This window comes from Pseudomonas sp. MF6751, from assembly GCF_016613265.1.
Taxonomy (GTDB): domain Bacteria; phylum Pseudomonadota; class Gammaproteobacteria; order Pseudomonadales; family Pseudomonadaceae; genus Aquipseudomonas; species Aquipseudomonas fluorescens_BV.
Genome location: NZ_JAENSV010000044.1, coordinates 1 through 21,212, shown reverse-complemented (window position 1 = coordinate 21,212; position 21,212 = coordinate 1). Strand labels below are relative to the sequence as shown.

The 21,212-nt window shown below is 58.0% G+C and carries 9 protein-coding genes and 2 rRNA genes; 6 read left to right on the top strand and 5 right to left on the bottom strand.

What is annotated here, in order from left to right; all coding sequences use genetic code 11:
- Nucleotides 1-101: 101 nt before the first annotated feature.
- Nucleotides 102-8,939 (top strand): immunoglobulin-like domain-containing protein, encoded by an 8,838-nt coding sequence (locus JJD66_RS23485; protein ID WP_325167113.1) that lies wholly within the window; start codon nt 102-104, stop codon nt 8,937-8,939.
- Nucleotides 8,940-9,089: 150 nt separating this feature from the next.
- Nucleotides 9,090-9,428 (top strand): hypothetical protein, encoded by a 339-nt coding sequence (locus tag JJD66_RS23480; protein ID WP_003187438.1) that lies wholly within the window; start codon nt 9,090-9,092, stop codon nt 9,426-9,428.
- Nucleotides 9,429-9,590: 162 nt separating this feature from the next.
- Here JJD66_RS23480 and lapD read toward each other — a convergent pair whose 3' ends face one another.
- A complete protein-coding gene (gene lapD / locus JJD66_RS23475) occupies nt 9,591-11,543 on the bottom strand; it encodes a cyclic di-GMP receptor LapD (protein ID WP_200649159.1) in 1,953 nt (650 codons plus the stop codon).
- Nucleotides 11,544-11,557: 14 nt separating this feature from the next.
- Nucleotides 11,558-12,181 carry a cysteine protease LapG gene (lapG, locus tag JJD66_RS23470; RefSeq protein ID WP_371264164.1) on the bottom strand — a complete coding sequence of 208 codons (624 nt, stop codon included), beginning with the start codon at nt 12,179-12,181 and terminating at the stop codon, nt 11,558-11,560.
- A 318-nt stretch (nt 12,182-12,499) separates the two neighbouring features.
- On the opposite strand from lapG, the gene JJD66_RS23465 reads away from it, so the two are divergent.
- The 4 genes from JJD66_RS23465 to JJD66_RS23450 all read left to right on the top strand — a co-directional run bounded on the left by JJD66_RS23465 (nt 12,500) and on the right by JJD66_RS23450 (nt 18,660).
- The gene (locus JJD66_RS23465) at nt 12,500-13,210 is read left to right on the top strand and encodes a GntR family transcriptional regulator (RefSeq protein ID WP_200649158.1); all 711 of its coding nucleotides are present in this window, start codon (nt 12,500-12,502) and stop codon (nt 13,208-13,210) included.
- 373 nt (nt 13,211-13,583) lie between these two features.
- Nucleotides 13,584-14,342, top strand: a complete 759-nt coding sequence (locus JJD66_RS23460) for a DUF3050 domain-containing protein (RefSeq protein WP_198716597.1) — start codon at nt 13,584-13,586, stop codon at nt 14,340-14,342.
- The gene (locus JJD66_RS23455) at nt 14,339-15,286 is read left to right on the top strand and encodes a diiron oxygenase (RefSeq protein ID WP_200649157.1); all 948 of its coding nucleotides are present in this window, start codon (nt 14,339-14,341) and stop codon (nt 15,284-15,286) included. Before JJD66_RS23460 ends, JJD66_RS23455 begins: the two co-directional genes overlap by 4 nt.
- The gene (locus tag JJD66_RS23450; protein ID WP_200649156.1) at nt 15,283-18,660 is read left to right on the top strand and encodes an amino acid adenylation domain-containing protein; all 3,378 of its coding nucleotides are present in this window, start codon (nt 15,283-15,285) and stop codon (nt 18,658-18,660) included. Before JJD66_RS23455 ends, JJD66_RS23450 begins: the two co-directional genes overlap by 4 nt.
- A gap of 63 nt (nt 18,661-18,723) precedes the next feature.
- Here JJD66_RS23450 and JJD66_RS23445 read toward each other — a convergent pair whose 3' ends face one another.
- From JJD66_RS23445 to rrf (JJD66_RS23435), 3 genes are all read right to left on the bottom strand, one after another.
- Entirely contained in the window at nt 18,724-20,604 is a 1,881-nt protein-coding gene (locus tag JJD66_RS23445; RefSeq protein WP_105225318.1) for a methyl-accepting chemotaxis protein, read from the bottom strand.
- A gap of 274 nt (nt 20,605-20,878) precedes the next feature.
- Nucleotides 20,879-20,994, bottom strand: a 5S ribosomal RNA gene (rrf, locus tag JJD66_RS23440).
- A 108-nt stretch (nt 20,995-21,102) separates the two neighbouring features.
- A 5S ribosomal RNA gene (gene rrf, locus JJD66_RS23435) occupies nt 21,103-21,212 on the bottom strand; the annotation flags it as partial.

The window sequence follows — 21,212 nt, the reverse complement described above, 5'->3', positions numbered from 1 at the left end:
AATCACAGCGATTAGCACCGCTGCGTCGGATAATGGCTACCGTAATGACCGTACGTCGGAAAGTTCAAAAAGCGGAACTGCTTCACACATGTAGGAAAGGCGTGACTGGCGGCGAGCATTTCGAGAACCTGGTGCCCGGCACTACGGCAGTGAACACCACTGTCACCGATACCCCCGGTACCGACAACACAACGACTGTCACCCTGACTGCGCCAAGTGCGGTTAACGAAGGTGGCCAGATTACCTACACCGCGACCTTGAGCAACAAGGCTGGCACTGACGTCACCCTGAAGCTGGATAACAGCTCGTCGATCACCATCAAGGCTGGCGAAACCGTTGGCACCGTGACTGTCCCTGCGCCTACCGATGACGTGTTCATCGACAAGAGCACCCAAACGGTCAAGATCACCGAAACCACCGGCGGCAACTTCGAAAAACTGGAAGTTGCAGGCAGCGGCGCAACGACCACGATCAACGACACGATCGACAAAGTTGATGTGGTTCTGACCGCTACCACCACCGTTGGCGAAGGCGGCAACATCGTCTACACCGCTAGCCTTGTGGATAAAAACGGTGCGCCGGTGACTAACATCACCAATCCGTTGACCGTCACCTTGGATAATGGCCAGACCATCACCATCGGCGTAAACCAGACTAGCGGTAGCGTTTCGATTCTTGCTCCTGATGATGTCTATAAAGGCGATCAAACCGTCACCACCGCTATCAAGGGTGTTACCGGCGGCGAGCACTTCGAAAACCTGGTGCCTGGCACGACGGCAGTGAACACTACTGTCACCGATACCCCAGGCACCGATAACACCACCACCGTGACGCTGACGGCTCCGTCCGAGGCAAACGAGGGTGGGCAGATTACGTACACCGCCACGCTTTCCAACAAAGCGGGCACTGATGTCACGCTCAAGTTGGATAACGGCTCGTCGATCACCATCAAGGCTGGCGAAACCGTTGGTACTGTGACCGTCCCTGCGCCTAACGATGATGTGTTCATCGACAAGAGCACGCAGACGGTCAAGATCACTGAGACCTCTGGCGGCAATTTCGAGAAATTGGAAGTTGCGGGCGATGGTGCGACCACTACGATCAACGACACCATCGACAAAGTTGATGTGGTCCTGACGGCCACTACCACCGTTGGCGAAGGCGGCAACATCGTTTACACCGCCAGCCTTGTGGATAAGAACGGCGCGCCGGTGACTAACATCACCAACCCGTTGACCGTCACCCTCGACAACGGCAAAACCATCACCATAGGCGTAAACCAATCGAGCGGTAGCGTTTCGGTTGTTGCTCCTGATGACGTGTACAAAGGCGACCAAACCGTCACCACTGCTATCAAAGGCGTGACTGGTGGCGAGCACTTTGAAAACTTGGTCCCTGGCACGACGGCAGTGAGCACCACTGTCACCGATACCCCCGGTACCGACAACACAACGACTGTCACGCTGACTGCGCCAAGTGCGGTTAACGAAGGTGGGCAGATTACCTACACAGCGACCTTGAGCAACAAGGCCGGCACCGACGTCACGCTGAAACTCGACAACGGCTCAAGCATCACCATCAAGGCTGGCGAAACCGTAGGCACCGTCACTGTCCCTGCGCCTACCGATGACGTGTTCATCGATAAGAGCACCCAGACCGTCCAGATCACTGACGCTGCCGGCGGCAACTTCGAAAAACTCGAAGTTGCCGGCAATGGCGCGACCACCACGATCAACGACACCATCGACAAAGTTGATGTAGTCCTGACCGCCACTACCACCGTCGGCGAAGGCGGCAATATCGTCTACACCGCCAGCCTTGTGGATAAGAACGGCGCGCCGGTGACCAACATCACCAATCCGCTCACCGTCACCTTGGATAACGGCCAAACCATCACCATTGGTGTGAATCAGTCGAGCGGCAGCGTTTCGGTTGTTGCTCCTGATGACGTGTACAAAGGCGACCAAACCGTCACCACTGCTATCAAAAGCGTGACTGGTGGCGAGCACTTTGAAAACCTGGTGCCGGGTACTACAGCGGTGAACACCACCGTTACGGACACACCGGGTACCGACAACACCACCACGGTTACGCTGACTGCGCCAAGTGCCGTTAACGAAGGCGGCCAGATCACCTACACCGCGACCTTGAGCAACAAGGCCGGTACTGATGTCACCTTGAAGCTGGATAACGGCTCGTCGATCACTATCAAAGCTGGCGAGACCGTCGGTACTGTGACCGTGCCCGCCCCTACTGATGACGTGTTCATCGACAAGAGCACTCAGACCGTAAAGATTACTGATGCTTCCGGAGGCAACTTCGAAAAACTCGAAGTCGCAGGCAACGGCGCAACCACCACGATCAACGACACCATCGACAAAGTCGACGTAGTCCTGACCGCCACCACCACCGTTGGTGAAGGCGGCAATATCGTCTACACCGCCAGCCTTGTGGATAAAAACGGCGCACCGGTGACCAACATCACCAATCCGTTGACCGTCACCTTGGATAATGGCCAGACCATCACCATCGGCGTAAACCAGACTAGCGGTAGCGTTTCGGTTCTTGCTCCTGATGATGTCTATAAAGGCGATCAAACCGTCACCACCGCTATCAAAGGCGTAACCGGCGGCGAGCATTTCGAGAACCTGGTGCCGGGCACTACCGCGGTGAACACCACCGTTACGGACACACCGGGTACCGACAACACCACTACTGTGACGCTGACAGCGCCAAGTGCCGTTAACGAAGGTGGTCAGATCACCTACACCGCGACCTTGAGCAATAAGGCCGGCACCGACGTCACGCTGAAACTCGACAATGGTTCAAGCATCACCATTAAGGCTGGCGACACTGTTGGCACCGTCACTGTCCCTGCGCCGACCGATGACGTGTTTATCGATAAGAGCACCCAGACCGTTAAGATCGCCGAGACCACCGGCGGCAATTTCGAAAAACTCGAAGTGGCAGGCGACGGCGCAACCACCACCATCAATGACACCATCGACAAGGTAGATGTGGTCCTGACCGCTACTACCACCGTCGGCGAAGGCGGCAATATCGTCTACACCGCCAGCCTTGTGGATAAAAACGGCGCACCGGTGACCAACATCACCAACCCGTTGACCGTTACCTTGGACAACGGCAAGACCATCACCATCGGCGTAAACCAGACTAGCGGTAGCGTTTCGGTTCTTGCTCCTGATGATGTCTATAAAGGCGATCAAACCGTCACCACCGCTATCAAGGGTGTTACCGGCGGCGAGCACTTCGAAAATCTGGTTCCAGGTACTACCCCGGTTAACACCACCGTTACTGATACACCGGGCACCGATAACACCACTACCGTAACGCTGACAGCTCCGACCGAAGCGAATGAGGGTGGCCAGATCACCTATACCGCGACCTTGAGCAATAAGGCCGGTACCGACGTCACGTTGAAGTTGGATAACGGCTCTTCGATCACCATCAAGGCTGGCGACACGGTTGGCACTGTGACCGTGCCCGCTCCTAGCGATGACGTGTTCATCGATAAGAGCACTCAGACCGTCAAGATCACCGAGACCACTGGCGGCAACTTCGAGAAGTTAGAAGTCGCAGGCAACGGCGCAACCACCACGATCAACGACACCATCGACAAGGTGGATGTAGTTCTAACTGCTACCACTACCGTCGGCGAAGGCGGCAATATCGTCTACACCGCCAGCCTTGTGGATAAAAACGGCGCAGCGGTGACCAACATCACCAATCCGCTGACCGTCACCTTGGACAATGGCAAAACCATCACCATCGGTGTAAACCAATCGAGCGGTAGCGTTTCGGTTCTTGCTCCTGATGATGTGTACAAGGGCGACCAAACTGTCACCACCGCTATCAAGGGTGTGACCGGCGGCGAGCATTTCGAAAATCTGGTCCCTGGCACTACCGCGGTGAACACCACCGTTACGGACACACCGGGTACCGATAACACCACCACCGTTACGCTGACAGCGCCAAGTGCCGTTAACGAAGGTGGTCAGATCACCTACACCGCGACCTTGAGCAACAAGGCCGGTACTGACGTCACCCTGAAGCTCGATAACGGCTCGTCGATCACCATCAAAACTGGCGAGACCGTCGGTACTGTGACCGTGCCCGCGCCTACCGATGACGTGTTCATCGATAAGAGCACCCAGACCGTCAAGATCACCGAGACCACTGGCGGCAACTTCGAGAAGTTAGAAGTCGCAGGCAACGGCGCAACCACCACGATCAACGACACCATCGACAAGGTGGATGTAGTTCTAACTGCTACCACTACCGTCGGCGAAGGCGGCAATATCGTCTACACCGCCAGCCTTGTGGATAAAAACGGCGCAGCGGTGACCAACATCACCAATCCGCTGACCGTCACCTTGGACAATGGCAAAACCATCACCATCGGTGTAAATCAGTCAAGTGGCTCCATCACGACCATTGCGCCAAACGACGTCTACAAAGGCGACCAAACCGTCACCACCGCCATCAAAGGCGTGACCGGTGGCGAGCATTTCGAGAACCTCGTGCCGGGCACGACGGCGGTGAACACCACCGTCACCGACACACCAGGCTCCACCGACCTGACCACCGTCACCTTGACCGCCCCGACCGCGGTCAACGAAGGCGGCCAGATCACCTACACCGCCACCTTGAGCAACAAGGCCGGCAGCGACATGCTGGTCCAGCTCGACAACGGTTCGAGCATCACCATCAAGCAAGGTGAGACCGTGGGCACGGTGACCGTCCCGGCGCCTACCGATGACGTGTTCATCGACAAGAGCACCCAGACCGTCAAGATCACCGGCACCACCGGCGGCAATTTCGAGGGGGTGACCATCACACCTGCGGGCGCCACGACCACCATCAACGACACCATCGACGACGTGACCGTGGTACTCAAGGCCACCGGTTCGGTCAGCGAAGGCGGGCAGATCGTCTACACCGCGTCCCTGGTCGACAAGAACGGCGCGGCCGTGAACAACGTGGGCTCCGACTTGGTGGTAAGGCTGGATAACGGCTCGACCATCACCATCGGCAGTGGCAAGTCCACCAGCTTCACGACAGCTACCGCACCGAACGATGCCTATGTCGGCGCCAATGATGTCAGCGCCAAGATCACCGGCGTGGTCAGCGGTGGCGACAAGTACGAGCATCTGATTGTTGACGCCAGCCCCGCGGTCACCAAGGTCACGGATGTAGTGACGGATACCAAAATCAGCATAACGGGCGACGGCTCGGTCACTGAAGGTGGCACAGCCCACTACACCCTGACCTTGACCAACCCGCCGCAAACCGACGTAACCGTGACGCTCAAATACAGCGGCACCGCCACTGACGGTTCGGACTTCACCGGCGTGTACACCGTGAAGATCCCGGCAGGCTCCAGCAGCGTGCCGTTTGATATCCGCACGCTCGACGACAAGATCACCGAGCCTACGGAACAGATCGTTATCACCATCGACAAGGTCACCGGAGGCAACTTCGAGAACCTGGTGATCGACAAAGGCACCGTCACCACCAACATCCTCGACAACGATGCGCCGCCGGTGATCGACCTGGATGCCAACAACTCCAGCGGCGCCACGGGTGCCGATTACAAGACGACATTTACCGAGGGTACCGCCGGGCCGGGCGTGTCGATCGCCGATACGGATATCAAGATCACTGACCCAGACAGCACACTGCTGACGGGCGCGACGGTCACGCTGACCAACGCACAGGCCGGTGATGCCCTGAACCTGGGCAATAGCGTGAATGGCATCAGCGTCAGCACCAACAACCAGACGGGCACTATTACCCTGACGTTGTCCGGCAGCGCAACGCTGGCTGACTACATGCAACGTATCCAGAACATCACGTTCACCAACAACAGCCACGACCCGAGCACCACACCGCGCACCATCACCGTGACGGTGACCGATGGCGGCAACTACTCCAACGTGGCCACCACCACCGTCAACGTGGTAGCGGTCAACGATGCACCAGTGGCCACTGGCGGTGCTGTGACCGGTACAGAAGACACGGCGCTGGCCCTGACCTGGGCCAACTTCGGCGTGAGCGATGTGGACTCGCCGCAAGCCAGCCTCGGGGTGAAAATCACCGAGTTGCCGGTAGCCGGCAAGCTGCAGTACCTGGCGGCGGACGGCAGCACCTGGACCAACGTGACCAGCGGCCAGACCTTTACCAAGGCCCAGATCGATGGCGGCCAACTGCGCTTTATGCCGAACGCCAACGAGTCCGGCGCCGACGGTTACGGCGGCACTGGCGTGGGCAACAAGCAGGCGGATTACGCGCAGTTCAAGTTCCAGCCAACCGATGGCAAGGACCTGGGCACCAGCGCTACGGTAAAAGTCGATATCACTCCAGTGGCCGACGCGCCGACCCTCAGTGTGGCAGACAACAACGTTGCCTCGACCGGCCTGGTCAAACAGGGCTGGAACAGCATCGCCGGCCTCGGCAACAACGGCAACGGTGCTGCACCGGACGTGCTGAAAAAAGCCATCGATAACGCAGGCACACCCAACAGCACCTCTGTGGTGACCAACGTCGAGTCCGTCGACAACGTCACCGCCGGCTCTGGCTCCAAAATCTCCGGCCTGATCTACATGGAAGCCGGCAAGAGCTACACCTTCAGCGGTATCGCCGATGACAGCGTGGTGGTCAACGTTGGCGGTAAAGACGTTGCCAGCGGTTTGTGGGGTACCAACAGCGGCAAGTTCAGCGGCTCGTTCACGCCAACGACCACTGGTTACTACAGCCTTGAGATCTACCAGGCCAACCAAGCGGGGCCTGGCAGCTTTGACGTCAACCTGTCGGTCAACGGCGGGGCGGTGCAGAACCTGAGCACCAGCACCGTGCCGTTGTACACCGGCCTTACCGACCTGACCAACGCCGGCGTCACCGTATCCGACCTGCATGGCAGCAACGGTGACGGTTACTACGTGGGCTACAAGCTCAACGAAGGCCAGGAAAACGGCACGGTCAAATTGTCCAAGGTCACCACCGCGCTGACCGACACCGACGGCTCCGAAACCCTGAGCGTGAAGATCAGCGGCATTCCGGCAGGCTCGGTGCTCACTGACGCGTCGGGGCACACCTTTACTGCGGGTAAAACCGTGGGCGAAGTGAATGTCACCGGCTGGGACCTGAACACCCTGACCATCAAGCCGCCGACCTACTACAGCGGCCAGTTCAACCTGACGGTCACTTCGACTTCCACCGAGAGCATCGGCGGATCAGCGACCACCACCGCGCAATTGCCCGTCACGGTGCATCCGGCGACCTACAATTCGGTCACCGGCACCTCGGGCAGCGACACCATCAATGGCAGCGATGGCAACGACATTGTCGTGGCCGACGTCGCCGGCTTGAACGTGGTGCAGGGCAAGAACTACAACATCGCGTTCATGATCGATACATCGGGCAGTATGGGTGCGGACTCGATAGCAGCGGCAAAAACCTCGCTGACCACCACGTTCAACTCGCTGAAAAACAGTATCGGCGCCAGCACTTCTGGCACTGTGAATATCTTCCTGGCGGATTTCAGCGACCAGGTCAATCGCACGGTGACAGTCAACCTGAAAGACCCAGGTGCATTGGACTCGCTGCAGAAAGTCCTGGATTCCATGGTGTCTACCGGCGGGACCAACTACGAAGACGTGTTCAAGGCCGCGGCCAACTTCTTCAAGAGTGCCCAGGCGACTGGCAACACTGGCGCTATCAATACAACGTACTTCATCACCGATGGTCAGCCGACGTTTTACCAAGCGTCCGAGCAGACCAACCCGTACTTGTACGGCAACGTCAGGCTCGATGATGTCGTCAACGTGAACAACTACACGTTGGGTACCGCTACCAGGATCAACATCGATTCGAGTCACTTCATTGACATCAGCTCTGCCGGCAAGGTGACCCTGTGGACCAACAACTGGTGGGGCTGGGGGCAGTCCAACCCGGGAACAATCCATGCCCAAGGCGATGGCACCTATGAAATATCGGTACAAGGTGGCCTCGGGTACGATACGGACTACTCCACCACCCTCAACTCCAACAGCGCGTTCGCCCTGCTCAAAGGCCTGTCCACAGGTGGCGTAGAAGCCATCGGCCTCAACAGCGGGGTCAGCTTGAACCAGCTGGCTCCGTACGACAGCGATGGCAAGCCGCAAGCCAACATTGATCCGAAGGACCTGGCCAATGCGATCCTCGGCCACACCGAGGCGACGTTGCCTGGCGCAGACACCGTCAACGGTGGCGACGGCAACGACATCCTCTTCGGCGACCTGGTGAGCTTCAGCGGGATCAACGGTGAGGGCTACAACGCACTACAGGCATTTGTGGCGCAGAAGACCGGCGTGACCGTCTCTTCGGTGACCGCCTCTAACGTCCACCAGTACGTTACCGAGCACTATGTGGACTTCGACGTCTCCGGCGCCAAGGATGCCAATGACACGCTGCTGGGCGGGGCTGGCGATGACATTCTGTTCGGCCAGGGCGGCAACGACCTTCTGGACGGCGGCAAAGGCAATGACATCCTGCTGGGCGGCACCGGCAACGACACGCTGATCGGCGGCCAGGGCAACGACATCTTGATTGGTGGTTCAGGTGCCGACACCTTTGTGTGGAAGGCGGGTGACATCGGCAACGATGTGATCAAGGACTTCAAGGCCTCGGAAGGCGACCGCATTGATCTGCGTGATTTGTTGAAAGGTGAGACTGACAGCACCATCGACAACTACCTGAAGATCACCACGGTAGATGGCGTGTCGACCCTGCAAGTCAGCAGCGAAGGCAAGCTCAACGCCGCCGGTGGCTTGGCCAATGCCGATGTGACGATCAAACTGGAAGGCAACGATTGGTCCCACACCAGCATCAACTCGCTGATCAGTGGTGCCGACCCGACCATCAAGATCGACCACACCTAAGACGCGATTGATCGGCCGCCCTTCCAGGCGGCCGATTTTTTGGCCTACGGGTCGCTGGCCCTGGCGGACGGCGCATCGCATACTCACGCCCATACACGCAGCGTTGACCTATGCTGTTGAACGCCTGTGGCGCATTTTCGAGGGGTTGTTATGTTTTACGTACAACGTGATGCACAGGGCGCGCTGGTTCGCGTAGAGGCTGCTGCCTTTACCGAATCCACTGAAACCCTGCCGGCCGATCACCATGAGATACAGGCCTGGTACGCCAACGAAGTGGTGGAAACCAGCCTGGCCCAGCTCAAGCAGAGCGACTTGGAGATGATCCGGGTGCTGGATGACTTGATCCAGGTGCTGACCCGCAAGGGGGTGATCAGCGTGACCGACCTGCCGCCGGCAGCCCAGGCCAAGTTGATGGACCGTAACCAGGCGCGTGAAGCGTTGGGTGGGTTGAGCCAGTTGATCGATGATGACGAGAAAGGGCTTATCTGAGCCCTGGCGCCGAACCTGAATTTAAATGTGGGAGGAGGCTTGCTGTGGCGAGGAGCTTGCTCCCGCTTGACTGCGCAGCAGTCACCGGCTTTTGGGGGCGCTTCGCACCCCAGCGCAAGCAAGCTTGCTCGCCACAACTGGCCCTATTTTAATCCATTCATATCAGTGAGATTTCCAGGGCGCGGGCTCGCCAAACAGTTGGCCCTGCACGCCGAAAATCCCCATTTCACGAATCACCTTCAGTTCGCCTTCAGTCTCTACACGCTCGGCAATCAGCGGCAGGTCGATGCTATGGGCCGCTCGCTGGATGGCCTCGATAAACAGGCGCTTGTCACTTTCCTGGTCGATGGCGCGAATGTAGCTGCCGTCGATCTTCAGGTACGCCAGGCCCAGGCGCGCCAGGTTGCCGATCATGCTGAACCGCCCACCGAAACGTTGCAGGCTGAGGGAGAAGCCCAGCTCGCGCAGGCGCTGGGTCATCTGTTCCAGCAGGGGCTGCTCAGGCAGTTGCTCCTCACCAATCTCCAGGGTGAGGCGCGGGCCCAGGTTGCTGTGCTGGCGTAGCAGGTCATAAATGCGGTTCAGGGCCTGGGTATCATGCAAGGTCGCGGCCGAAAGATTCAGCGCCAGGTTCTCGGTGTGGCTGGCCATCTGCTTGAGCACCTGCTCCAGCATCAGGCGGTCCAGGCGGGCTGACCAACCAAAGCGCTCAAGCCACGGCAGGAAGCGCCCGGCCGGTATGGTGTGGCCGTCTTCGTCCTGCAAGCGCGACAGTACTTTGTAATGCAAGACCAATTGTGGGTCCTGGCTGGCGACAACCGGCTGGAAGTACAGCTGGAAGCGCTGCTGGGTCAGGGCCTGGTCCAACAAGGTGTGCCAGGCATGGTGATCGTCTCCCACGCTGGCGGCGGCGCTGCGGTCCAGGCACACCCAACTGGTGTCGCCCTGAGCTTGGGCCTGGGCCAGGGCCTGATCGGCCAGGGTCAGCAGGGCTTGGGGCGCGTCGCCATGGCTGAACGGCGCCAGGCCGATATAGGCGACCGGCGTAACGTCACTGGCGCCGGTCGCTTGCAGACTGAGCAAGGTACTTTCCAGGTTTTGCGCCAGCTGCACCGCTTCTTCACGCATCAACCCCGGCGCCAGCACGCCGAACTCACCGCCACGAATACGGGTGACGAGGTTATGGGTTTCCGGGTACGGCGCGCACTGGCGCAGCAGTTGTTCGCCAACCGCTTGCAGTAACTGGTCGGTGCGCTGGCCACCCAGGCGCTGGTTGAGGCCGGCCAGGTCCTTGACCCGCAGCAGCAGCAGGTAGCCGGAGTTGGTCTCTTCCGGGTTACTGACGCGGGCGTTGAGCTGCATCTCGAAATAACGGCGGTTTGCGAGGCCGGTGAGGTTGTCCTGATAGGATTCGGTGCGCAGTTTTTCGCTACGCTCGGCCTGCTCCTGGAACAGCGCCTTGAGCTTTTCCACCATCTGGTTCATGGCCTGCACCACCCGCCGTAGTTCAGGCGTGCGGGGCAAGTCAGGCAGGCTGAGGAACTCACGGCGGGCAATGGCGTGGGACTGTTTGACCATATAGTCCAACGGCTTCAATTGCCGGCGCAGCAGCAGCCCACCGAGCACCACGCTGACCGCACCGCACAAGAGCAACCAGCCCAGGCTACCCAGGGCGCTTTGCCAGAGCTTGGCCAGGGCGAACATCGGATGGCTGACTACTTCTACCCGTGCGGCCTGTTCCCAGCCACGGCTGACCAGGGCATCACCGCCCGCCGGCTCCAGGCCGATCAGCTTGACGAACCAGTTGGGCACGCCGTTGTTGTCGGGAATACCGCTGCGCTCGACGATGGTTTTGTCGGTGGCCAGGTCCACGACGCGGATGCTGGCATAGTAACCGCTGTCGAAGATCGAGCTGACCAGCAGCTCCACCATGGCTGGGTCATCGATATTCGGGGTCAGCGACAGCGCCAATGCCGTCGCGGCATCCTGGGCGTGGGAGCGCAATTGGTTGACGTATTGGGTGCGCGAGCTTTCCAGGCTGACCATGAAGCTGCCGCTGAAGGCGACCACCAGGAACAGACAGATTGCGATCAATAGCTGTTTGAACAGAGACATCCGATCAGTTACTCCTAGTTGGCAGGCTCGGCTGGGAAGCCTTCCGCACGCATTTTTCTCAACACATCCTGCCAGCGCGACAAGCGTTTGGTATCACCGACTTTTTTGTTGCCTTTGGCACCAGGCAAGTACAGCCCCTCGGCGTTGAATGAGTACACCGGGACCAGGTCAGTGCGACGGGTAGCCGGCAGGATCTCATCCATCAGGCTGTCGAGCACCAGTGGGACGGCGTCGGGGCTCGAATAATAAGTCAGGACCATGTGCGCCCGATTCTGCCGCAGGGCCTTGACGTAGGTAATGCGCAATTTGTCGCTGGACACGCCCAGGTGACGCAAACTGAAATATTTTGCGATGGCGTAGTCTTCACAGTCACCAGCACCTTTCCAGAGTGCCTCGACGGGCGTCTCCCAGTAATCCACAACGTGCCAGAGATCGATGTCTTCCACGTAGGTCATTTGCTTGTTGAAGAACAAATTGACGACCTTGAGCTGCTCCTGCTCGCTGACCTGTTTTTCGCTCACCAACAGCCGCTGCCAGGCGTCGATACGCTGCTGACCTTGACCCAAAGGCCCGTAGACGGCGGTAGCCTTGCGGCTGATTTGCGAGAAATCCCAATCGGCACGTAGCCCGCCGAGCATCAGGCCGGCCAGTAAAGTTGCTGATAAAAGCCAGCAAAGCAGTCGATAGGGATTAAAACTTACCGCCAAAATGTTCAGTCCGTGAAAGAGACGGAATTTCCAGGGATGGTGAAGCCTGGCCCTACAAAAAACAATGGCACAGTGCAATCATCGCAGGAGGCCGCGTTTTTATAACCGCCCTTGTGAGAGACACAAAGTATGCTGTGTAAGCCCTTACAAACGGAAACTTTGGCTATTTGACAAGCACCTGGCCCATCTTTAGTGTTCTTTGGATCCAATTAGCCAGACTATTATTCAAGAAAGGAGGATAGCGCAACCGTGACGCAGAAGCCGAACCCATTAAGCAGCATCAAAATCAGCGGGCCTATTCCCGCCCATCTTGCGCGCTCCGTTATCGAAGAAACGTTGCGTAATGCCATCCTCGATGGGCGACTGCCCTGCGGCACCGCCATGCGCCAGCAAGAACTGGCCAGCCTGTTCGGCGTCAGCCGCATGCCGGTACGCGAAGCGTTGCGCCAGCTGGAGGCGCAATCCTTGTTGCATGTGGTGACTCACAAGGGTGCCGTCGTTGCTCCCTTGATCGAGGACAATTCGGCCGAGACCTATGCCCTGCGCATGTTGCTGGAGTCCGAGGCCCTGCGCCTGTCGATTCCATTGCTCACAGATGCGGACCTTACTCAAGCCGAAGCGTGTATCAATGCGCTGGAATGCGAGAAAGACTACACCAAGATTGGTCGGCTCAATCGCCTGTTTCACATGGTGTTGTACGGCAAGGCGCCCAACCAGCGGCTGCTCACTTTGGTCGAGCACGGATTGAATGAGGAGGAGCGCTTCCTGCGCTTCAACCTTGAGGCGATGGGGCTGGGGGAGACTTCCCAGGAGGATCACCGCGAACTGCTGAGCCTGGTAGCGCAGAAGAAGGTCGAGGAGAGCATCCTGACGCTGCGTAACCACTTGATGCGAGGCATGGAGGTGATCGCGACCTACCTCAGCGGCCTTGAGAGCGCCGAAAAAAACCCCACTCAGTAGGTTTTTTCGCTTTTGCCCTTGATCCTTAGGTGATGTAGCAACTTTCTTATCTGGGATTGTTGCTCCATCAGAAAAAACAAAGAACCAAATCATAATTAAAGCGACTCAGCGCACAGAAAATTCCCACGTATAGATGGGCAAATCACCACACACATAAACATCGGGAAAAACATCTAATACATTTGTATACCGGCTCAAACATTCAATCAGCTTATTATCTTTTCCCAGCAAGCCACACCTTCCACTCCGCTGCGCCTGCCTAATTAGAAGGCCTCGCCGTGCGCGTGGCCGCGCTCAAGTTACTCTTGCCCTCACAACTATAATAGTTCAACACTGCTTTTAGAGCACTCGCAACAACTCATAGGCGTCAACCATGTACCCACATTCACTCGCGCAAAAAAAACGACAACTTCTTGATCATCCGTTATTTATAGAAATAACCAGCCTCAGCAAGTTACAACACTTCATGAAACACCATGTTTTTGCTGTCTGGGATTTCATGAGCCTGACCAAACGCCTGCAACAGGACCTCACTTGCATGCAGTTGCCCTGGCTCCCCTCCACTGACCCGCACGCTGCCCGCTTGATTAATGAAATCGTGCTGGCGGAAGAGTCGGACGAGCACCCGACGCGGGGCTATTGCAGCCACTTCGAGCTGTACCTGGACGCAATGACGGAAGTGGGCGCCAGCACGGTCGCAATCACTCGCTTTATCGACCTGCAAAGCCAGGGAGTGGAGGTAAGCGCAGCCTTGCAGATGATCGATGCGCCCCAGGGCGTCGCCCGCTTCGTCGACAGCACCTTACAAATTGCCCTGAGCGCTCCGACCCACTGTGTGGCGGCGGCGTTCCTGCATGGCCGAGAGTGTGTGATTCCGTCAATGTTTGAAAGGCTTTTGCATAGCCATGCATTCATAGGTCGGCAGGCCCCTACGCTATGTCACTACCTCAGCCGCCATATCGAAATAGACAGCGATGATCACGAGCCTGCGGCGCAACAGTTGCTACAGCGCCTGGTCGACGCAGACCCCAGCCGTCAGCGACAGGCCGATAACGCCGCCCTGTGCGCCGTGCAGAGTCGTATTACCCTCTGGAACGACGTACTGGCCTCGATGCATGAGGTACGTCCGTGAACGCCGCTCATTACCAATCCTTTTCCGATGACTGGGAGCGTCGCGCAACCATCCGCACACGCCCCCGGCGGATGTTGGAAGACGACGACAAACTCATCTTCCCCCTGTGCCGTCAGCCTCTGGTGCTGAGTGCAACCTTTCTCAAGCACTGCCCGCAATGGCGCGACTTCGTGCTGGTGCAAAGCTTCTATAAATTCATCAATGACGTGGTGATTTTCGAAACAGAGATCGTCGACAAAACCGCGCGCAGCATCGCTAAAAATCGCTTCTCCCTGCCCTTCCCGCTCGCCTGCCGCTACGATGCGATGACGGTCGTTGTCGACGAGGATTATCACGCGCTGGTCGCGCTGGATTTCCTGCAGCAAGCCGTGCAGATGACCGGAATCCAACCGCTCGATCTACCCGGGCAAATTGAATTGGGCCGCGCGCTGCCGGCAGCCCAGGCACAGGTACCGGCATACTTGCACGATGCCGTAGAGTTGATCGGCGTCGCCATCGCTGAGAACACCGTCACCCATGACGTCGCAGCGTTTTCCAAAGATGGCAGCGTCAAATCCTCTGTCCGCGGCCTGATGGCCGATCATCTGTTTGATGAAGGGCGGCATGCGCGGTTCTGGACACAGTTGGTGCGCCTCTACTGGCAATCGGCAAGCTCTGAAGATCGCGACCACATTGCTCAAGCCCTGCCCGTGTTCCTGACGCACTACCTGACCAACGACCTACAGAAAGACTTCGATCTGCAACTGATCGAACACTTGGCTATCAGTGCCGATACGCGCCGGGCACTGCGCGACGAAATCCAGGCGCTGGACTTTCCCATCACCCACCAACATCCGCTGCTGGCCAATATCATGGGCCTACTGCACCACAGCGGCGTACTGCAAACCCCCAGCGTGGCACGAGCCCTGAGCGACTACCTGCCCGTATCGAGGAGGTTGGCATGAGGCGCTTGCAGATCGAGTGGCGTGGTACCGGTAACGCTCTGGCGGCGCTCAGGCAGGAGCTGGAGCAATATGGGCATGTGGCAGGAACGGGGTCTGTGGATCTGGTTATTGAAGACGGGAGTCAGCCGCTGCCGCCCTCGCCCGCCAGTGCGCCATGGTTAAGCTTGCGCGTGGGTATCGGCCCGCTCTGCGAACACGGGCTGCCCTCATTGCAGTTGCGCTGCTACGACCGGGAGTGGCGCCTGCTGACGGTGCACGACGTTGCCCAGGAACCCAGCGGCAATGGGCAGCGGTTGCGTCAGCAGGCAACGAATGCAGTGGTGGAGTGGGCTGCTTTGTTGGTCTGCGGTTTTTCAAGAGACCCCGCTTATTTCTCGGCAACGGCCGCTGCTAACGCCTGGCCTGAACAGGGCCTGCAAGAGTTGGATGCCTTGGCTTTCATGCACCGGTTCAACCACACGGCGGACCCTGCCTTACTGCACGCGGCCCGAACGCCCATGATCGAACGGCTGCAGGCCAGCCTCAATACCTTCGCGCATCGAACAGTGCTGAACATCGCCGGTCACGCGCTGACTTATCGGCAGCTCCAGCAACAAGCCATGGCTATTCAACAACGCCTGCTTCCCTTGCTGGAGGATGCCGAGGCTCCACAAGTGGTCGGCGTATGCCTGGAGAAATCTGCCGAGTTGTACGCCAGTATTCTCGCGGTGCTTGGCTGTGGCGCCGTGTATTTGCCGCTGGTGCCTGACCACCCGGAGCAACGCCAGCACTGCATGCTGACCAGCCTCAAGGCCTGTGTGCTGCTGGAGAATGGCCAGCACCCATTGCGAGAGCGTTTCGTTTCACTTGATGTGAGCCAGGTGGCCGCGCACAGCGCCGACATGACGCAACCGCTGATGCACCGTCCCCCCCGTGCCGACGAGCCGTGCGTGGCACTGTTCACCTCGGGTACGACGGGCCAGCCCAAGGGGGTACTGCTGAGCCAATACAACCTGGCGCACTTCACGGCCTGGCTCGTCAGTTGCGTGGCGTTGGATCAACACAGTCGCGTCCTGCAATTTTCGCCACTGGGCTTCGATTCTTCACTGATCGATATTTTCCCTGCATTGATCGCCGGCGCCGAGTTGATTGTGCTCAGCCCAGACCAACGTCACGACCCTCAGCAACTGGTAGAGCTGATTCGCAAGCAACGCGTCACTCACGGGTTTGTGCCACCGGCACTGCTCAGCATCCTGCCGCTGGATCAGCCATTGGGCATGACTCATTTACTGACCGGAGGTGATTTCTGCGAGCCCTGCGTGATCGAACAACTGGCCGGTCAATGCCAGCTGCATAACCTCTATGGGCCGACCGAGGCCACTGTGTTGGCGACCCATCGGGTATTCCAACGAGGTGACAGCCATCGCAATATCGGCCTCCCCATCGCTAACAGCCAGGTGCTGATTCTCGACGAGAACCTGCAGCCCGTGGATGAACAGGTAATGGGCGACTTGTACATTGTCGGTCCCGGAGTAAGCCTGGGTTATTCGAATACACTCTCGCGGGCCGACAATCCGTTCGTGACGCTGACACTGCCAAATGGCCAAGTGCTACAGGCTTATCGCAGCGGCGACTTGGCAAAATGGACGCAAGAGGGCATCGAACTGGGCGGCCGCAGGGATGAGCAAGTCAAGATCCGCGGGTTTCGAGTTCAGCCTCAGGATATTGAACAGTGCTTGCGCGATAGTCGCTTGTTTCGCCAAGTGGCAGTGGTGATCGATACGGCACACAGAGTCATCGGCTTTGCCGCCCAGCCGGAATCTGGCGCTACGCTGGCAAGCCTGAAGGAACATGCTCGACAGTGGTTGCCCGTGCATATGCAGCCCAGCGCTTGGAGCGAACTGGCATGCATGCCCCGTTCGAATAACGGCAAGATCGATCGCAAGGCCTTGCTGGCCATGCCAATACCCATACCCATCGGGATGGATCGCTGTCGCATACAAGACCCTTTGCAGGCACAACTGGCTGACGTGTGGGGTGAGCTGCTGGGATTACCCGCAGGCGAACTCTCGATTGATGAGAGTTTTTTCAACCTCGGTGGCCACTCCATCCTGTTGTCGACCCTGTTGCTACGCCTGCGCGAGCAGTTTGGACGCAGCTTCTGCCTGAGCCCCTTTTTTGAGACGCCGACCATCCGCACATTGGCCGCACTCATGGATGGCAGTGCACTGCCGGATACACCATCCGACCAGATGGAACAAGATGCGACGCGAGCACTGGAGGTCGAGGTGCTGCCCGAGACCCTTGCGGGAGACTCGCGCAAAGCCATCGTCACCGGCGCGAACAGCTTTGTCGGGGTTCATATTGTCCAGGCACTGCTGGCTGGCGGGGCGCAGGACGTGGCGTGCCTGGTGCGCGAGTTGCCCGGCCATTCGGCAGCGACAAGGTTCGCCCAGGCATTGCGCGAATACCGCTTGGAACATCTGGACCTGAGCCGAGTGCAGGTATATGCCGCCGATATTCGTAAACCTCGCCTGGGCTTGGCCGACGACGTGTACGAGCACCTCGCCCGTCATTACGGCGTGGTGGTGCATAACGCCGCGCAGGTCAATCATGTGATGGATTACGCCTCACTCGCCAAGGACAACGTCGAGCCGGTGCTGGAATGCCTGCGTCTTTGCGAGACCCATTGCAAGAAGGTCCTCAATTTCATCTCGACGCTGTCAGCCTGCAGCAGCGTGGACGTCGACGGGTCCGTGCTTGAAGCGCCTGCCCGACGCGCACTGCCGCTCTACGTGAAAAATGGCTACAACCTCTCCAAGTGGGTAGCCGAGCGGCTGTTAGGACGGGCAGTCGAGCAAGGGGCCTGGGTCAATATTCATCGGCCGGGAAATATCAGCTTCAACAGCCAGAACGGTGTTTGCCAGCCACAGAAAAACCGCTTGATGTTGATGCTCAAGGGGTCTCTGCAATTAGGGATGGTCCCGCGACTGGACGCCAATTTCGATCTGATGCCGGTGGACTTCCTGGCGCGTTTCATCGCCTACCACAGCGCGCGCTTTGACCCTGGGCGAAACGTGTTCAACCTGCACAACCCGTTGCCCTTGAGTTGGGATCAGTACCTCGATGTATTCAGCGAGGCTGGGCACGTTTTTGACCGAGTCAGCATTGAGCACTGGCAACGGGCATTGCGCAAAGTGAACCGCAAGAACGCGTTGTTCGGAGTGCTGGGCTTTTACCTGGACGAACTGGGCGAAGACATCGGTGACACGTCGATGATCCGTTACGACAATGCCCGGTGGGGCGTGAAAAAAATGGGCATGTGCTATCCACCCAAGAGCCAGGCGCTGTTACGCAAAGGCTGCGACTATCTGAGCGCTATCAGCTTCCTCTGAATAGCACCCTGGACGTGAGACCAAGCGATCGGAGCGAGAGGCCTCGCTCCGATGCGGTCAGGATCAGATCTTGAAGCTATCGACCAATTGCTTCAGTCGGCTGGCCTGCTGGGACAGCGCATCGCAGTCCTTGAGCGTCTCGTTGAGGTTGGCCACACCCTGCTGGTTCAGCAAGTTGATCTGGTTGATATCGACGTTGAGGGTTTCAACCACGGCGGTCTGCTCTTCAGTGGCGGCCGCGACGGATTGGTTCATGCCATCGATCTCAACGATACGTTGCGTCACGCTGACCAGACGCTCACCTGCCTGGTTAGCGACTTCGACGCTTTCTTCGCTGGAAGCCTGGCTGGCGTTCATGGTGGTCACGGCTTCGCGCGAACCCACTTGCAGCGAAGTGATCATCTTGTGGATTTCTTCTGCCGACTCCTGGGTACGGTGCGCCAAATTGCGCACTTCATCCGCCACGACGGCAAAACCACGCCCTGCTTCGCCAGCACGGGCCGCTTCGATCGCCGCGTTTAGGGCGAGCAAGTTGGTTTGCTGGGAAATGCCTTTGATCACATCCAGGATGTGTCCGATGTTATCGGTACTGGCATTAAGGGTTTCGATCTGAGTGCAGGACAGGCTGATCTTTTGCGAAAGCTCCGACATCGCCTGAATGGTTTGCTCCACCACTTTACGACCATCGTCAGCTTGTTCGCTGGCACCACTGGCATGCTGGGACGCATCAGCAGCGTTGCGCGCGATTTCCTGGGTGGCGGCCCCTAGTTCGTTGATGGCTGCAGCCACGCTGTTGGTACGTGCGCTCTGTTCGTCAGAACCGATGATCGACGCATTGGATGAAGCCATCACACGCTGGGACAAATCGTGCACCTGGCGCGTTGCCGAAGACACTTCGGAAATCGACGCGTGAATTCGCTCGACGAACTGGTTGAATGCGCTGCCGACCTCGCCGAACTCGTCTTTGCTGGTCACGTCGAGACGTCGGGTCAAATCACCTTCGCCTTGGGCAATGTCCTGCATGGCCACGCCCATGGTGGTCAACGGGCGCAACAGTACTTGAATCAACAGGCTCAGGAGTACCGCAATAGCCACAACGGCAATCAACATCGCAATCAAGGCCGAAGTACGGAATTTGCCAAGCGGGGCATAGGCTTTTTCTTTGTCGATCGAAAGGCCGATGTACCAGTCAGCGCCAGGCAAGCCGCTGATAGGCGTGAAGGAAAGGATACGATCCTGACCGTTGAGGACAACGTCCTGATTGAGCTTCTCAATGCGCACGTCGGTGCCGGGATAGATGTCCTTGAGATTCTTCATCACCTGGTCCTGGTCCGGACTGACGATGACCTGGCCATCACCGCTGACCAGGAACGCATGGCCGATACCACCGAAGTCTACCGAGTTGATGATCTTCACAAGTGTCTGCAGGCTCAGGTCACCACCGACAACACCCAACAACTCGCCATTCTTTTTCACCGGCATGGCAATTGTCACAATCTGACCGCCCACAGCCGCCATATAAGGCGGAGTAAGCATGGTTTTGTCCGCCACTACTGCTTGCTTGTACCAAGGGCGCTGACGGGGGTCGTAGTCGTCAGGCATCTTCGCGTCAGGGCGCTGGGTGAATACCCCATTGGTTTGACCTACATAGGTGAACTGGAAATTGGTGGTGAATGCTGGCTGATCGACCAAACCTGGGAGGTCGGCGGCGCTGCCCTGGTGGGCAACGTTCTGCGCCAGGTTCTCGAGGACCAGGATGCGACCACTGAGCCAGTTCTGCACACTGCTGGCGGTAAGCTCGCCAGATTGCTGGATGGACGATGTCAGGTTTTGCCTGATGGTGCTGCGCTGCAGGTAGTCGTTGTAGAGGGTAAATAACGCGAAGGCTAAAACCACGACGCCTGACGCGGCCAACAGAATTTTATGACTGAACTTGAGATTCATTTCATCGACTTCTTTTGCCAAAGGGGGGTGAGCGTGCCGAGTGGAACATTCCATGTAACGGGATAGGCGGACTCTGCGGTCGCTCTATTTCGGTGCACGCATGGCTCGTCAGGCTTTCGGCCAAACTTCGACAAATCTTAGGAATTTGTGAGAAGCATCTTCTTTTAACGTAGGAAACCGACAGGCGGTAGCCGTAAGGCAGATTTGCTGCGGTGGGCCGCCCTAAACGACAAAACCCCTGTCTGCGTTAGCAGACAGGGGTTTCGGAATTCAATCTTGACGATGACCTACTCTCACATGGGGAAACCCCACACTACCATCGGCGATGCATCGTTTCACTGCTGAGTTCGGGATGGGATCAGGTGGTTCCAATGCTCTATGGTCGTCAAGAAATTCTGTGTACCAGACCGTTGTGTTGGCAACGTGCCGGTGAATTCATGAGCTTCTACATAAACAAAACCCCTGTCTGCGTTAGCAGACAGGGGTTTTGGAATTTAATCTTGACGATGACCTACTCTCACATGGGGAAACCCCACACTACCATCGGCGATGCATCGTTTCACTGCTGAGTTCGGGATGGGATCAGGTGGTTCCAATGCTCTATGGTC

What these genes read in the sequence shown, in the direction of transcription:
- JJD66_RS23480 (WP_003187438.1), top strand. Translation starts at nt 9,090, where the DNA reads ATGTTTTACGTACAACGTGATGCACAGGGCGCGCTGGTTCGCGTAGAG.
- lapD (WP_200649159.1), bottom strand. Translation starts at nt 11,543, where the DNA reads ATGTCTCTGTTCAAACAGCTATTGATCGCAATCTGTCTGTTCCTGGTG.
- lapG (WP_371264164.1), bottom strand. Translation starts at nt 12,181, where the DNA reads ATGCTCGGCGGGCTACGTGCCGATTGGGATTTCTCGCAAATCAGCCGC.
- JJD66_RS23460 (WP_198716597.1), top strand. Translation starts at nt 13,584, where the DNA reads ATGTACCCACATTCACTCGCGCAAAAAAAACGACAACTTCTTGATCAT.
- JJD66_RS23450 (WP_200649156.1), top strand. Translation starts at nt 15,283, where the DNA reads ATGAGGCGCTTGCAGATCGAGTGGCGTGGTACCGGTAACGCTCTGGCG.
- JJD66_RS23445 (WP_105225318.1), bottom strand. Translation starts at nt 20,604, where the DNA reads ATGAATCTCAAGTTCAGTCATAAAATTCTGTTGGCCGCGTCAGGCGTC.